We start from the raw sequence: 14,792 nt of genomic DNA, 5'->3' as shown, positions 1-14,792 counted from the left end.
CGTGTCACACGAGCAACCCGTTCCGGGCGACCCCCCGAGGACGCGCCGGCATCCCGTCCACATCGCGGCGGCCGTGCTGTCGGTGCTCGCACTCGTCGTCACGGGCTTCGCGTGGCGGAGCATCGATTCCTTGCGGAACAATCTGGCGACGGCGGGCGGTCTCGGACTCGGCGGAAGCGCCGACGGCGCCGTCGACATCCTCATGGTGGGTACGGACAGCCGCACCGATGCGCACGGCAACCCGTTGTCCCAGGAGGAACTCGATTCGCTGCGGGCCGGCGAGGAGGTGGCGTCCAATACCGACACCATCGTCCTGATCCGCGTACCGAACGACGGCAGTTCCGCCACCGCCATTTCCATCCCCCGCGACTCCTACGTCAACGTTCCGGGAATCGGCAAATCCAAGATCAATGCGGCATACGGCGCCACCAAAGAAACGGAGCGGTTGAAGCTCGTCGAGGGCGGCGCGACCGATGAGGAGGCCGAGGAGCAGTCGACGGAGTCCGGCCGGGAGGCACTCATCAAATCGGTCGCGGAATTGACCGGCATCACCGTCGACCACTACGCCGAGGTCGGGTTGCTCGGATTCGTCCTCCTGACCAACGCGGTGGGCGGCGTCGACGTGTGCCTCAACGAGCCGGTGGACGAGGACATGTCCGGGGCACATTTCCCCGCTGGTGAGCAGTCGCTGAAGGGCGCCGACGCGTTGAGCTTCGTCCGGCAACGCCACGACCTCCCCCGGGGTGACCTCGACCGCATCGTGCGACAGCAGGTGTTCATGGCGTCGCTCGTCGGCAAGGTTCTGTCCGCGAAAACCCTCAGCGATCCGGGCAAGCTGAACGAACTGAGCGCTGCGGTCCAGCGTTCCGTCGTACTCGACGACGACTGGGACATCATCGAATTCGCCACCCAACTCCAGGACCTGGCCGGTGGCAAGGTGCAGTTCGACACCATTCCGGTAGCCGATCTCAACGGCATGACCGACTACGGCGAGTCCATCGTCGAGGTCGATCCGAAGGCCGTGAAGAAGTATGTGGCGGGTCTCGTCGGTGAAGAACCGAGCGACTCGGAGGACCCGACCACCACCACACCGAACATCGACGCGTCCACTGTGACCGTGGATGTCGCGAACGCCAGCGACATCGGGGGCCTCGCCACCGGTGTCTCCGATGCCCTCACCGCGCTGGGCTACATACAGGGTGAGGTGGGTAACTACACCGGCACCTCGGTGAGTTCCACCACGGTCTTCGCCCACTCCGCGGACGACGACAGCGCCAAGGCGGTTGCATCGGCACTCGGTGGGCTGCCCACCGACACCGATTCGTCTCTGCCCGAAGGCTCGGTTCGCGTGGTGCTGTCCGACGACTACAACGGCCCGACCTCTGCGGAGACCACCGCCACGAGCGGAACTACCGAGACCGCCGGCACGTCCTCCGCGGCAGGCACCTCGCCCACTCCGGCACCGTCCGGCCCGCCCATCGACGCCGGCTCCTCCGGCCCGCGCTGCGTGAACTAGAGAACGAGAAACGAGCTGTGTCCATGAACCATGCCTCCCGCACGCTGACCGATGCCCTTCTCGACCCCATCCTGGCGAGCGACCCGGCGGGTCCACGAGTGACGTTCTACGACGACGCCACCGGCGAACGGGTCGAACTCTCCGCGCTCACCCTGACCAACTGGGCCGCGAAGACCGCCAATCTGCTGCGGGACGAGTTCGCCCTCGAACCGGGGGCGCGGGTGTGCGTGCTGCTTCCCGCGCACTGGCAGACCGCCGCAGTCCTCCTCGGTGCCTGGTGGGCTGGGGCCGAGGTCGTCCTCGAGCCCGACGAGCGGGCGGAAGTCGCACTTGTCGCGGTAGACCGTCTCGACGACGTCGACGACGTACCCGAGGTCGCGGTGCTTTCTCTCGACGCATTCGGACGCCCCGTCCCCGATCTCCCGGTCGGCATTACCGACTACGCCACCTCCGTCCGCGTCCACGGCGACCAGTTCCGGCCGACCGTCGCCGGACCGGCACTCGCCGGGGCCGGCGTGGACGACGTTCTCGAGGCCGCACGAGCGTCGGCCGACGCGCAGGGAATCACGTCGACGGATCGGGTGTCGTCCGATGCCGATTGGGATTCGCCCGATGCACTGATCGGCGGGCTGATCGCCGTCTTCGCGGCCGGCGCGTCGCTGGTGCAGGTGGCCAACGCAGACCCGTCGGCTCACGCGCGGCGGATCGATACCGAGAAAATCACGCGTCAGCTGACGCGGTAGCCACCGTCCGCCAGTCCCGCGGCGATCTCGAATCTATTGCGCCTCCCGGGATGCCGTAACTCCTCGAACAGGTACCGCAGCGCGAAGGTCCACCCGTACGTCGCCCACTGGTCGGCATGCACCGACTCGTGTCGCAGTAGCGGTCGCGCCGGCATCCGGCCCGTGAGGAACGCGCCGCCGATGGTGGTGCCCCCACGCGCGAAACCGCCCCTCATACCGCTGCACACGAAGATGCCGAACTCGTCGTCGAAGGCAATCCGTCCACCCCACGCCCGCGCATACACCAACGCCAAGCGGGTGATCGCCGCCGACTGTGCATTCCCCCGTGACGCACGGATGACCGCGATCCCACGACTGCGTCTCATCCGTGGAGGATAGGTGCTTGCGGCGAGCTTCATCCACAACATCACGCCCATCCACAGACCAACCGGAAGTCCCAGTTCCCCGCAGGAGTGACCCAGCGGTCACCGCGATGCTGTCGACCATGACCACAAGCATTCGTCCCCTGAAGGAACTGACCGACGCCGGAATCCCGCGCAGCACGATCGCCGCCCGGTGCCGGAGTGGCCGCTACCACCGCGTCCTGCCATCGGTGTACTCCCTCGTCGAACCCGACACGTATATCCGGTGCGCCGCAGTGTCCGAGTGGCGCCCGGACGGGGTCCTGAGTCACCGCACAGCAGCCTGGCTCTACGGGTGGTTACCCGAGCCGGTGGTCGTCGAGGCGACGATCCCCAGGCGCTCCGCGTGACGCCCCCGGACTGGTTACGGCTGTACCGCCGCGACCTCCCGACATCGTCGGTATCGATGGTGTCGCTGCTCCCTGTGGTCTCGTCCGCTCGAGCGCTCTTCGACTGCGCCGTCGTCATGCCAGAGCGCGACGTCGCGTCGCTTGTCGACGCGAACTCAACCGAAGCGTCGATCCCGACGAATTCCGGGACCTCTGCATCACCCACCGCGGTCGGCACGGCGCACCCGCAGCACGGCTGCTTCTACGCCACGCGGCCCTCCGCGCCGCGTCGGAACCCGAGCGGGTACTCGGTAGAGAGCTCAGCCTCCGCGGTTGTCCGCTCGAGGCCAACCACCCAATCGGTCCGTACTCGGGTGATTTCGTCGATGAGCAGGCGCAGATCGTCGTCGAGGTCGACGGCCGCGAATTCCACAGCGACCCGAAGGTGTTCCGGAACGACCGACGGCGTCAAAATTGGCTCGTCAGGGAGGGGTGGATGGTGCTCCGCTTCGCGGCCTACGACGTCCTGGCGCATCCCGATGTGATCGCCGACGAGATCGTCACTGCGGTGCGTCGGCGCCGCCGCAGTCGGCGCTGACAGTGCACTCAGCCGAGCAGCTTCTCGCGCAGGGCTTTGTCCTTGTCGAGAACCATCGATTCGAGCCCGTCCTGGAACGCGGCCATCTGCCGTTGCAGGGTGGGGTCGGCGGCACCGAGGATGCGGACGGCGAGCAGACCCGCATTACGGGCTCCGCCGATGGAGACCGTCGCGACGGGAACGCCCGCAGGCATCTGCACGATCGAGAGCAGGGAATCCATGCCGTCGAGGTACTTCAGCGGAACCGGCACACCGATGACGGGCAGTGGGGTGGCCGAGGCGACCATGCCGGGCAGATGCGCGGCGCCGCCGGCACCGGCGATGATCACCTTGACGCCGCGACCGGCAGCGGACTTCGCGTAGTCGAGCATCCGCTGCGGTGTGCGGTGGGCGGAGACGACACCGACCTCGAACCGGACACCGAACTCCGCGAGGGCCTCCGCGGCGGCTTCCATGGTGGGCCAGTCGGAGTCGCTGCCCATGATGAGCCCGACCTGCGCGCCCTGCTGTGCTGCCGATTCACTCACCGTGTACATCCCATCCGTCGGTCCATTCCGCGTGTGAAAGCCAATGCGCCGCCCGCTCGGCCCGCTCACGCACCGCGGCCACGTACTGGGGGTCGTCGACGGACCCGGGGCCGCCCACGATGTTGACGTGGCCGATCTTGCGGTCCTTGCGTTCGCCCTTGCCGTAGAGGTGCACCTTGGCGTCGGGCATCCGCGCAAACAGGTGGTGGACCCGTTCGTCCATGCTCATCTCCGGAGCGGTGGGCGCCCCGAGGACGTTCGCCATGACGGTGAGCGGCGCGATCGGCGCGGTATCACCGAGGGGGTAGTCGAGGACGGCACGCAGATGCTGCTCGAACTGCGAGGTGCGGGCGCCGTCCATGGTCCAGTGGCCCGAGTTGTGCGGGCGCATCGCCAGTTCGTTGACCACGAGGGTGCCGTCGGAGGTTTCGAAGAGCTCTACCGCCATGGCGCCCACCACACCGAGTTCGGAGGCGAGCCGCAACGCCAATCCCTCTGCCGCTGCGGCGAGGGACTGGGGCAGCTGCGGAGCCGGAGCCAGGACGACGGCGCACTGGCCGTGCCGCTGAACGGTTTCCACGACCGGCCACGTGGCCCCCTGGCCGAACGGTGACCGTGCCACCATCGCCGACAGTTCGCGGCGCATGTCGACCTTCTCCTCCACGAGGAGGGCGACACCGTTGTCGAGTTGCTGCGTGACGATGCGCTCGGCTTCGTCCGAATCGTCGGTGATCCAGACACCCCGGCCGTCGTATCCGCCGCGGACGGCCTTGATCACCAGCGGCCATCCGTGCTGCGCGCCGAACTTCACGACGTCCTCGGCCCACGTCACTTCGGCGAAGGCCGGGACGGGCGCACCGAGCTCGCCGAGCTTGCGACGCATCGCCAGCTTGTCCTGCGCATACACCAGCGCCTGCGGCGGCGGCTGCACATTGACGCCCTCGGCGACGAGGACGTCGAGGTGCTCGGTCGGGACGTGCTCGTGGTCGAAGGTCAGCGCATGCGAACCGACTGCCGCCTCACGCAGCGCGTTCAGGTCGGTGTGGCTGCCGAGAACGACGTCGGGGCTCACCTGTGCGGCAGGTTCGTCGAGCGCACCCGAGAGCACGCGCAGCGTCTGGCCGAGCGCAATCGCGGCCTGGTGCGTCATCCGCGCGAGTTGGCCACCGCCGATCATCGTCACGACGGGTTGCCCGGCGTGCAGATCGCGGGGGGTCGTGGGACGCGGTGAGGAGTCAGAGTTGCCGGTCACGGGTCATAAGTTTGTCACGTCCGGTGCCGGGTCCCCGCGCCGAGGTGGTAGCACGTCACTTTCTGTGATTCTCCTGATGATTTCACCGCCAGTTAGTGGTATTGCGTCCTGCTTTCGTAAACTTCTCCGTTGTGTCATTCGTCGATGGTGTCCTTGCACGCGTACCCCAGCCTTTCCGGGCTCTCGCGTTGCGGCATCACGAACTGATCAAGTTCGCCATCGTCGGCGGCACCACTATGGTGTTCGACCTGGCCATCTTCTACTCGCTCAGCCTCACGATCCTGGAAGAGAAGCCGGTCGTCGCGAAGGTTCTTTCCGGCGTCCTGGCAACAGTGCTGAGCTACATCCTCAACCGCGAATGGTCCTTCAAGAATCGCGGTGGACGCGAGCGCCACCACGAGGCGTTGCTGTTCTTCACCATCAGTGGCATCGGAGTTCTCATCGCCGCTGCCCCCTTGTGGACCGCCAACAACGTCTTCGATATCCGTGCCAACCAGGAAAATCTCACCACTCTGGTGATCGTCGACTTCGTGCTCAACTACATCATCGGGAATCTTCTGCAGATGGTCTTCCGGTTCTGGGCGCTGCGCCGGTTCGCCTTCCCGGAACAGACCGTCCGCATCGATCCAGATCTGGTCGACGAGGCCGCCGAGGAAGAAATCGGCCACGCTTGAGCCGAGGGAGCGCTCCTACCGTGGCTCCCTGATCCCGGCCACCCGGGTCGGCACGTGCTCCCGCGCGACCGGGACGAAGATCGCGAACAACGCCGGCCGGCGCCGCTGCAACTCGAGCCGGCCCCCGTCGGCCTCTATCAGCGCCCTGGCCAGCGCGAGCCCGACACCGGTGGATCCGGCCCCGGAGAACCCGCGGTCGAAGATGTGCGGCGCGAGGTCGTTGCTCACCCCGTCGCCTTCGTCGGAGACCTCCACGCACACCGTCGCTTCGCGGATGGAAGCATCCGGACCCGCCGCCCTGAGCGTCTGCCCGTGAATCAGCCGCACCGCGACAGTGCAGGTACCGGCGCCGTGCATGAGGGCATTGTCGACGAGCACCGCGACGGCCTCACGCAGCCGTGAGCCCGTCGTCGACGCCATCACCGTGGCATCACCGCGCAGCACCAGGTCGCGGGAGGCATCCTCGAAAGGCCGCTTCCAGTCGGCGATGACAACGCCGAGTTCCCGGATCACGGAGACATGGTTTTCGGTACCGCTGTTACGCGAGGAGCGCACCAGTTCGTCGATCGCGACGGTGAGGCGGTCCACCTGCGCCATCGCCTCGTCCGCCTCGACCACGACAGCGGGGTCGGAGTGCTCCGACAGTTCGTCGAGGCGCAGGCGCACAGCGGTCAGGCGGCTGCGCAACTGGTGCGACACATCGGCGACGAGGGCGTGCTCACGCTGCAGCCTGCCGGCGATCTCGACAGTGGCGGAATCGAGGACATCGGACACCCTGTCCAGTTCGGGAATGCCGTGGCGACGACTGTCCGGGCGAAAATCGCCCTCGGCGAGACGGGCAGCGCGGCCGGCCACGTCCCGCAGCGGGTCGGCGAGCCGGTTGGCCGTGACGACCGCGACCACGGTTCCGGCTGCGACCGACACCAGGACCAGCAGCGCCACGGCGCCCACCGCCTGGCGTTGCTGAGTGCGCATCTCGTCGGACGGCACCTCGAGGCGCAGGGAACCGGACGTGCCCATCGCCAGCGACTCGACCAGCGGTGAGGGGACGACGGGTTCCCCGATATCGACGCGGGCGGCGCCGTCGTCGGGGGTCGGATATACCACCACCAACCGGCCGTCCGATGGGGTCAGAAGACGCAGCGAATCGATGTCGAGGGCCCCCTCCACGACACCGTCCGCACCTTCTTGGGCGATGATTTCCGTCGCCATCCGGTCGAGGCGAATTTGGAGGTCACTGCGGGTGAAGTCCTCCACCCACAACCAGGCGGTGTAGATCAGCGGGACACCGAGCAGTAGCGCCGTGAGGATGACGACAGCGAGGATCGACTGGAGAATTCTGCGGCGCACGAACCGGCCTAGTCGGTGTTGATCCGGAAACCGACGCCGCGGACCGTCGCGATCCGTCGTTCGGCGGCGGGCCCCTCGTCACCGATCTTTCGGCGCAGCCACGACATGTGCATGTCCAGCGTCTTGGACCCTCGCAGTTCGACGTCGCCCCACACCTCCGCGAGGATGGTGTCGCGCGAGACCACCTGTCCCGCATGCTCGAGCAGGACCCGAAGCAGTTCGTACTCCTTGTTGGCCAGCGCAATTTCGGCGCCGTTCACCATTACTCGCCGGGCGGCCGGTTCGAGACGGATGCCCCCGACCTCGACGACGGAATCCTCGCCGCCGCCGCGGCGACGCAGGAGGGCACGGACCCGCGCCATCAGCTCCGCCAGCCGAAACGGCTTGCCGACATAGTCATCGGCGCCGGCGTCGAGACCGACGACGAAATCCACTTCGTCGGTGCGGGCGGTGAGCATGAGCACCGCCAGGTCCGAACTGTGGGCGCGGACTTGCCGGCAGACCTCGAGACCGTCCATTCCCGGCAATCCGAGGTCGAGGATCAACAGGTCGTACGCACCGTCGAGCGCCTGTTCCAACGCCGCCGGCCCCGTGTGCTCGATGGTGACGTCGTATCCCTCCCGACCCAGTGCCCGCGACAGCGGGGCGGCAATGGCTTCGTCATCTTCGGCAAGCAATACGGCAGTCACCTACACAGGGTACGGAGATGCGCGAACAGCTGTGACCGGTTACCAGCCTTTGCCGGGATCGACGTCCCCGCGAGGGTCTTCGCGCTCGCGACCACGGTGCAGATCCATCGCGTCGAACACCTGGTGGTAGAGGAGCGAGTGGACACGCTGCACGTCGGGAATGTCGTCGAACTCGAGGGGATCGTCGGAGGACGAGACGATGACCAGTGTGCCGGTACGAAGCATCCGGTCGAGCAGGCCGTGCCGGAACTGGACGTTGCTGATTCGTCCCATCGGAATGTCGATGCCTGTGTGGGTCAGCACGCCGTGCCGGATGAGTACCCGACGGTCGGTGGCGATGAAGTGTGTGGACTTCCAGCTGAGGAACGGCGCCAGGCATCGCCAGATCACGACCGCGAGCCAGAGCGAGACCACGACGATCATTGCGACGTTCAGCGACGACCCGTCGAGTTTGTTCCCGGCGAAGCCGAGCGCGAATCCTGCAACGGCCGTTGCCGCTACCAGGGTGACGGCAGGCAGCAGCAACATCTTCCAGTGCGGATGACGATGGAGTAAGAGTTCCTCGTCGTCGGCGAGGGCGTCCTCGGGGTATCCCATACGGAAGAGTCTGCCCTCACCGCATACGGCTCAGCACGATCGGGGTGATGACGATGACGATGCCGTACAGCACCATCCATACTCCGACGACGATAACGAATACCTCGAGCGAGAGTTCGGGTTGCAGCAGCACGATCGCTCCGGCCACGACGCTGATGACGCCGAGCACGATGCTCAGCCCACGGTCCGCGGCAGTTCCCGACGCGCCCTCGACAATCTCGAGCACGCCACGGAACACCCACCACGCACCGACGACGAGGGCGATGATCACCACCGTCTGGAGCGGGCTCCGCAGCACCAGGAACGCCAGAAGTATTGCGAGCGCACCGGATACGCCGACGAGCGTTCGAGCGGCCCCGCCCGCGTCGACGTCGGCGAACGCCCGGATGATCTGCACCAGACCGAAACCGAAGAACTGGATGGCGATGAGGACGGCGACCACTGTGAGGGTGACGTCCGGCCATACCAGCACCGCGACCCCGAGACCCAGCGTCAGCAGTCCGAGTACCACGGTGAGACCGGTCATTGTGCGCCGAACGGTGAGGTCGGCCGATTCGGGACTCGAGGTACTCATGTACCACAGTGTGGCATCACTCCATGCGCACCGGACGCAAATGTGTGATGTCGCCCGCGGAGACCGCTACCGTGTCTGCTCGGCCGTCCGGCGCGATCACCACCCGCCCTTCGGTGTCGATGTCCGTCGCGATCCCGAGAAGTTCAGTGCCGCCAGGCAATTCTGCGCGCACCCGCTGACCGAGTGTGCCGCAGCGGGCACGGTAGGCGTCCGCGAGATCGGTGACGTCCCAGTTCGTGTCGTGCCATTGCTGCCACCGATCCGCGATGGCGCGCAGCACCGCTCGCACGAGTGTGTTCCGGTCGGTGACCTCCGCGCCTTCGAGCAACAACGACGTCGCGTGTGGAACGGGCAGCTCATCCCGGGCGAGGGTGACGTTGATCCCGATTCCGACGACGACCGCCGGATCAGGCGTCGTGGTGGCCACTTCGGCAAGAATTCCAGCCACCTTGCGGCCGTCGATCAGCACGTCGTTCGGCCACTTCAATTCGGCGGGCACCTTCGCGACGGCGCGCACCGCGTCGACCACCGCAACTCCGGTCAGCAACGGCAGCCAGCCCATGTCGCCGACGCTCATGCCAGGCATCGTCAGCAGCGCGGAGACGGCGATCTGCGCCTGGGGTGGGCTGACCCAGGCGCGCGAGTGGCGCCCACGCCCGCTCCCCTGAAATTCGGCCAGCAGGACGTGCCGGTCACAGTCCGCGTGGGCAGCCCGCGCAAGGAGGTCCGCGTTGGTGGAACCGGTCTCCTGCACGACGTCCAGCCGCGACCAGAACGCGCGCGGATCGCCGCCGGCGGATCCTTCGTCGTCGCCGCGGACGAGGGCTTTACGCAGTGCGTCGGCGTCGAGCGGGGGTCGGTTCAGATCAGTCCACATTTCTCCAGCCTATGGTGGGCCCGAAAATGTACTGGTCAGTAGCCGCGTTCGGACGCCCACCTCCCTTGGCCACGGCCCCGCCACTCTCGTTAAGCTGACCTGTCATGACCACTGTTCAGGAGCCGAGCGCGCCGGAGTCGGCGAGCACGCCCGATATTCACACGACCGCGGGAAAGCTCGCCGACCTGCGTAATCGTCAGGCCGAGGCGCAGCACCCCAGCGGTGAAGCAGCGGTCGAGAAGGTCCACGCCAAGGGCAAGCTCACCGCCCGCGAACGCATCACCGCATTGTTGGACGACGGCAGCTTCGTCGAACTCGACGCCCTCGCCCGCCACCGCAGCGTGAACTTCGGCCTCGCCGACAACCGCCCCGTCGGCGACGGCGTCGTCACCGGCTACGGCACCATCGACGGCCGCGACGTGTGCGTCTTCTCCCAGGACGCCACCGTCTTCGGCGGCTCCCTCGGCGAAATCTACGGCGAAAAAATCGTCAAGGTCATGGACCTCGCCCTCAAGACCGGCCGCCCCCTGATCGGCATCAACGAAGGCGCCGGCGCCCGCATCCAGGAAGGCGTCGTCTCCCTCGGGTTGTACGGCGAAATCTTCCACCGCAACGTCCAGGCCTCCGGCGTGATCCCCCAGATCTCGCTGATCATGGGCCCCGCCGCCGGCGGCCACGTCTACTCCCCCGCCCTCACCGACTTCGTCGTGATGGTCGATAAAACCTCCCAGATGTTCGTCACCGGCCCCGACGTGATCAAAACCGTCACCGGCGAAGACGTCACCATGGAAGACCTCGGCGGCGCACACACCCACATGGTCAAATCCGGCGTCGCCCACTACGTCGCCTCCGGCGAACAAGACGCCCTGGACTACGTCAAGGACCTGCTGTCCTACCTGCCCAGCAACAACCAGGCCGCCGCCCCCCGCACCCAGCCCACCGACCCGATCCCCGGCGCCATCGAAGACTTCCTCACCGACGAGGACCTCGAACTCGACACCCTGATCCCGGACTCGGCCAACCAGCCCTACGACATGCACGAGGTGATCCGCCGGATCCTCGACGACGACGAATTCCTCGAAGTCCAGGCCGAACGCGCCGGCAACATCGTCGTCGGCTTCGGCCGCGTCGACGGCCGCTCCGTCGGGATCGTCGCGAACCAGCCCACCGTCTTCGCCGGCTGCCTCGACATCGACGCCTCCGAAAAAGCCGCCCGCTTCGTGCGCACCTGCGACGCGTTCAACGTCCCGATCATCACCCTCGTCGACGTCCCCGGCTTCCTGCCCGGCACCGACCAGGAGTTCAACGGCATCATCCGCCGCGGCGCGAAACTGCTCTACGCCTACGGCGAGGCCACCGTCGGGAAGATCACCGTGATCACCCGCAAAGCCTACGGCGGCGCCTACGACGTGATGGGCTCCAAACACATGGGCGCCGACGTCAACCTGGCCTGGCCCACCGCCCAGATCGCCGTCATGGGCGCCTCCGGCGCCGTCGGCTTCGTCTACCGCAAACGCCTCCTCGAGGCCGCCAAGAACGGCGACGACGTCGACGCACTGCGCCTGCAACTGCAACGCGAATACGAAGACACCCTCGTCAACCCCTACGTCGCCGCCGAACGCGGCTACGTCGACGCCGTCATCCCGCCCTCCCACACCCGCGGACAGATCGTGGCCGCCCTGCGCCTCCTCGAACGCAAAATGGTCACCCTCCCGCCCAAGAAGCATGGGAACATCCCCCTATGACCGCTTTCACTGAAGAGCGCACGGAGAACGGTTCGGACACGGCTGCCGAGAGGTCGTCGGTCAACGGTTCCGCCGCCGAGGCCGCCCTCGCGAACGCGGACACCACGCTGTTGCCCGGTGCGGAACCGGGTGCCGCCGCCACCGAACCCTTCGTGACGGTGATCAAGGGCTCGCCCACCGATGAGGAGATCGCGGCCCTGGTCATCGTGTTGACGGCCGCCGCGAACAGCGGCAGCGGAAACCCCGATTCGCATCTGCCACCGGAGTCCTGGGGCGCTCCCACGCGTATGCACCGCAGTGTGGCGCCCTTCTCGCCGTACGCGTTCCCGAATGTGTCGGCATCCCGGCGTTGACGGTGACGCTGCCGGTGGTCGTGAGGCGCCAACTGTGACGGCGTTCGTACTTGCCTCGGCCTCCCCGGCGCGGCTCGCTGTGCTGCGCAGCGCCGGGGTCGAGCCGATCGTCCGGGTGTCCGGCGTCGACGAGGACGCGCTCATCGCGGCACTCGGTGCCGAGGCGCCCCCGGAGCACGTCGTCACCGAACTGGCCCGCGCCAAGGCGAAGGATGTGCTGCCCGGCCTGACGAGCGAGGGCCTCTCCGACTTCGTGGTGGTCGGATGCGACTCCATGTTGCTGCTCGACGGCGAGTTGCAGGGCAAACCCGGGTCGGTCGAAGTGGCGCGCTCTCGCTGGGCGTCCATGGCCGGCCGTAGCGCGACCCTGCTTACCGGGCACAGTGTTCTGCGGGTGGTGAACGGCTCCGTGATCGGCGACGCATACGAGTCGAGCGCCACGGTGGTTCACTTCGCCAGCCCTGAGGACTCCGACCTCGAGGCGTACCTAGCCACGGGAGAGCCCCTGCAGGTTGCGGGCGCGTTCACACTCGACAGTCTCGGTGGGTGGTTCGTCGAGCGCATCGACGGTGATCCGTCGAGCGTGATCGGGATCGGTCTACCCCTCGTGCGCACTCTGCTCGGCCAGGTGGGCGTCGGTATCGCCGAGTTGTGGGCGACGTCGGGCCGTACCGCCTGACTCTGCTTCGCCCTGCCGGTTCCGCCGCGGAAGGGTGAGCGACGCCACGCCGATTGCCGCGGCCACCGCCGAGATGATCCACAGGATGCGCCGCTCCGCCTGCAGGAAGGCCTCACCCGCCGCCGCACGCGTGGATTCTCGGGCGGCGACCAGGGCGGAATCTGCGATCTGCTGCCCCGAAGCACCCAAGGCCGTAGCGCTTCCCGACCCGAGCGACCGGCAGTCGTCAGGCACCTTCATCGGCGAGGTCGACCCGAGCTGGTCCGTGGCACACCGCACGAAGGTCTCCTCGGCCCGCGGAACGAGGGGCGCCGGCACACCGACCCGTACCAGTTCCGCGGTGAGGGAAGATCTCTCCGCCTGGACAGCCTCCGACGACTGCGTAGCCACCAGGTTGAAGAACACCACCCCGATCACGGCGAGGCCGAGGGAACTGCCTACCTGCTGGACCGTGGGAAGCAACCCGGACACCGAGCCCGCATTGTCCGGTCGCACAGTGGCGAGGATCGCCGTCTGCAGCGGGGCGACGAACAACCCGAGCCCGGCACCTCCCAGGAACAACGGACCTGCCAAGGCCCCCCACCGTGGATCGGTTCCCTCGTGCTGTAACTGAGCGGCCAGCACGACGAGCGAGCCCGCGAACAGGAGCATCCCCAGCGGAAGTACGAGGTTGCCGATTCGCCGGTAGACCACCGAAGACGTCAGCGCGGCGAGACCCGTACCCAACGCCCACGGCAACGTCATCACCCCCGCCCGCAACGGCGAAAATCCGAAGCCGAACTGGAGCGTGAGCGAGATGGTGAAAATCAGCGAGGTAAGTGTCCCGAAGAATACGAAGGCGATGACGGCGCCGATCGAAAACGCACGATCGGCGAACAGTTCCACCCGCAGCACCGGGTCACCACCCCGGCGCCCGAGACGCCACTCGTACACGACGAAGGTGATGAGCACCGGCACCGAGCAGGCCAGCATCACCACGATCGAGGTCGGCCAGTCCCGCTCGCGTCCCTCCGCCAGCGGGAAGATGAGCAGGAAGAGGCCCACCGCCGACAGGACGGCGCCGCCCACGTCGAGTCGCCGGACACCGTCAGCCTTGGCGTCGACGAGATAGAAGTACCCGAGCACCAGCGCGGCGATGCCGAGCGGGATGTTCACGAAGAAGATGAGGCGCCACCCCCAACCGAGCAGATCCCACTGGATGAGAAGCCCCCCGACGAGGGGACCTGAGATCGTCGCAAGCCCGATGGTCGCTCCGTAGATACCGAAGACCCGCGGGTGGGCACGTTGGGGAAACAGGCCCGAGATGATGGCGAAGGTCTGGGCAGACATCGATCCGGCAGCCAGGCCCTGCCCGGCCCGCGACAGGACCAATTCCATCGGCGTCTGTGCCAGCCCGCAGAGCAGGGATGCGAGAACGAACACGGCCAGAGCGGTGAGGAAGACCCGGCGCCTGCCGAGCAGATCACCCAACCGAGCGGCCGTGATCAGCGAACATGCGAACGAGAGGGTATACACGCTCACCATCAGCAGCTGGGCAGACACCGAAGCGCCGAGGTCGACCGCGATGCTCGGCAGCGCGACGTTGACGATCGTGGCGTCGAGGAGTTGCATGAACACGGCAGCGAGACTGGTGGTGAGACCCAGCCACGGGGCCCATCGACCGAGCTCTCTGCGGTCGGGGATTTCATGCTGTGTCACAGGCATCCGCACAGGCTAGTAGCCCGAAGTGTGCCGCGGGTTGTGAGGTAGTTCAAAAAACCGAGATATTACGCCAGGAAGTTGCAGCGTAGGGGGCGTTTGATCGACACTTGACTGGACCGGAACCGACCTGTAATCAGTCTCCGTACTCCGTTACCTCTCGCGGTAAGGCACTCAGTGCCGCATCCTG

17 protein-coding genes are annotated in these 14,792 nt (G+C 66.9%); 8 read left to right on the top strand and 9 right to left on the bottom strand.

The features are described 5' to 3' along the window. The first annotated feature begins 1 nt into the window (after position 1). Together L1080_RS06285 and L1080_RS06280 are read left to right on the top strand one after the other, a co-directional pair. Positions 2–1,516, top strand: a complete 1,515-nt coding sequence (locus L1080_RS06285; protein ID WP_459030553.1) for an LCP family protein — start codon at positions 2–4, stop codon at positions 1,514–1,516. A 23-nt stretch (positions 1,517–1,539) separates the two neighbouring features. Beyond that, the gene (locus L1080_RS06280) at positions 1,540–2,259 is read left to right on the top strand and encodes a TIGR03089 family protein (protein ID WP_250764929.1); all 720 of its coding nucleotides are present in this window, start codon (positions 1,540–1,542) and stop codon (positions 2,257–2,259) included. Here the strand turns inward: L1080_RS06280 and L1080_RS06275 are convergent. Continuing rightward, on the bottom strand, positions 2,244–2,624 hold the full coding sequence (locus L1080_RS06275) for a hypothetical protein (protein WP_250764933.1): 381 nt from the start codon (positions 2,622–2,624) through the stop codon (positions 2,244–2,246). The two genes, L1080_RS06280 and L1080_RS06275, sit on opposite strands and share 16 nt — an antisense overlap. 119 nt (positions 2,625–2,743) lie before the next feature. Between L1080_RS06275 and L1080_RS06270 the strand changes: the two genes are divergently transcribed. Further along, the gene (locus tag L1080_RS06270) at positions 2,744–3,010 is read left to right on the top strand and encodes a type IV toxin-antitoxin system AbiEi family antitoxin domain-containing protein (RefSeq protein ID WP_250764936.1); all 267 of its coding nucleotides are present in this window, start codon (positions 2,744–2,746) and stop codon (positions 3,008–3,010) included. 10 nt (positions 3,011–3,020) lie between these two features. Beyond that, positions 3,021–3,587, top strand: coding sequence for an endonuclease domain-containing protein (locus L1080_RS06265; RefSeq protein WP_459032202.1), 567 nt, complete (start codon positions 3,021–3,023; stop codon positions 3,585–3,587). Positions 3,588–3,595: 8 nt separating this feature from the next. On the opposite strand, the gene purE is transcribed toward L1080_RS06265, so the two are convergent. Both purE and L1080_RS06255 read right to left on the bottom strand, forming a co-directional pair. Further along, entirely contained in the window at positions 3,596–4,123 is a 528-nt protein-coding gene (gene purE, locus L1080_RS06260; RefSeq protein ID WP_159925851.1) for a 5-(carboxyamino)imidazole ribonucleotide mutase, read from the bottom strand. Then, entirely contained in the window at positions 4,107–5,366 is a 1,260-nt protein-coding gene (locus L1080_RS06255) for a 5-(carboxyamino)imidazole ribonucleotide synthase (protein ID WP_159925849.1), read from the bottom strand. Before L1080_RS06255 ends, purE begins: the two co-directional genes overlap by 17 nt. Before the next feature lie 131 nt (positions 5,367–5,497). On the opposite strand from L1080_RS06255, the gene L1080_RS06250 reads away from it, so the two are divergent. Then, positions 5,498–6,040, top strand: coding sequence for a GtrA family protein (locus L1080_RS06250; protein ID WP_109331307.1), 543 nt, complete (start codon positions 5,498–5,500; stop codon positions 6,038–6,040). Between the two features lie 15 nt (positions 6,041–6,055). Here the strand turns inward: L1080_RS06250 and L1080_RS06245 are convergent, their stop codons facing one another. The 5 genes from L1080_RS06245 to L1080_RS06225 are packed head-to-tail and all read right to left on the bottom strand — an operon-like array spanning position 6,056 to position 10,127. Continuing rightward, on the bottom strand, positions 6,056–7,390 hold the full coding sequence (locus L1080_RS06245) for a sensor histidine kinase (RefSeq protein ID WP_213577272.1): 1,335 nt from the start codon (positions 7,388–7,390) through the stop codon (positions 6,056–6,058). 8 nt (positions 7,391–7,398) lie between these two features. After that, a complete protein-coding gene (locus L1080_RS06240) occupies positions 7,399–8,079 on the bottom strand; it encodes a response regulator transcription factor (protein ID WP_109331309.1) in 681 nt (226 codons plus the stop codon). Positions 8,080–8,118: 39 nt separating this feature from the next. Continuing rightward, positions 8,119–8,676: a PH domain-containing protein gene (locus L1080_RS06235; RefSeq protein WP_250764958.1), complete on the bottom strand. Its 558-nt coding sequence runs from the start codon at positions 8,674–8,676 to the stop codon at positions 8,119–8,121. Between the two features lie 16 nt (positions 8,677–8,692). Next, complete coding sequence (locus L1080_RS06230) at positions 8,693–9,250, bottom strand: HdeD family acid-resistance protein (RefSeq protein ID WP_250764961.1); 558 nt, start codon at positions 9,248–9,250, stop codon at positions 8,693–8,695. Between the two features lie 16 nt (positions 9,251–9,266). Then, positions 9,267–10,127 (bottom strand): biotin--[acetyl-CoA-carboxylase] ligase, encoded by an 861-nt coding sequence (locus tag L1080_RS06225; protein ID WP_159925841.1) that lies wholly within the window; start codon positions 10,125–10,127, stop codon positions 9,267–9,269. Positions 10,128–10,231: 104 nt separating this feature from the next. On the opposite strand from L1080_RS06225, the gene L1080_RS06220 reads away from it, so the two are divergent. Genes L1080_RS06220 through L1080_RS06210 form a run of 3 tightly spaced genes read left to right on the top strand, consistent with a single transcriptional unit; the run spans position 10,232 to position 12,904 of the window. Further along, positions 10,232–11,872: an acyl-CoA carboxylase subunit beta gene (locus L1080_RS06220; protein WP_109331314.1), complete on the top strand. Its 1,641-nt coding sequence runs from the start codon at positions 10,232–10,234 to the stop codon at positions 11,870–11,872. Further along, the gene (locus tag L1080_RS06215) at positions 11,869–12,225 is read left to right on the top strand and encodes an acyl-CoA carboxylase subunit epsilon (RefSeq protein WP_250769170.1); all 357 of its coding nucleotides are present in this window, start codon (positions 11,869–11,871) and stop codon (positions 12,223–12,225) included. Before L1080_RS06220 ends, L1080_RS06215 begins: the two co-directional genes overlap by 4 nt. A 34-nt stretch (positions 12,226–12,259) precedes the next feature. Further along, positions 12,260–12,904: a Maf family protein gene (locus tag L1080_RS06210; RefSeq protein WP_159925837.1), complete on the top strand. Its 645-nt coding sequence runs from the start codon at positions 12,260–12,262 to the stop codon at positions 12,902–12,904. On the opposite strand, the gene L1080_RS06205 is transcribed toward L1080_RS06210, so the two are convergent. Beyond that, positions 12,824–14,608: an MFS transporter gene (locus L1080_RS06205; protein ID WP_159925835.1), complete on the bottom strand. Its 1,785-nt coding sequence runs from the start codon at positions 14,606–14,608 to the stop codon at positions 12,824–12,826. The two genes, L1080_RS06210 and L1080_RS06205, sit on opposite strands and share 81 nt — an antisense overlap. Positions 14,609–14,792: the final 184 nt, after the last annotated feature.

Source organism: Rhodococcus sp. MSC1_016, from assembly GCF_023667485.2.
GTDB classification, from domain to species: Bacteria; Actinomycetota; Actinomycetes; order Mycobacteriales; family Mycobacteriaceae; genus Rhodococcus_F; species Rhodococcus_F oxybenzonivorans.
This window is presented reverse-complemented; position numbering and strand designations above follow the sequence as displayed.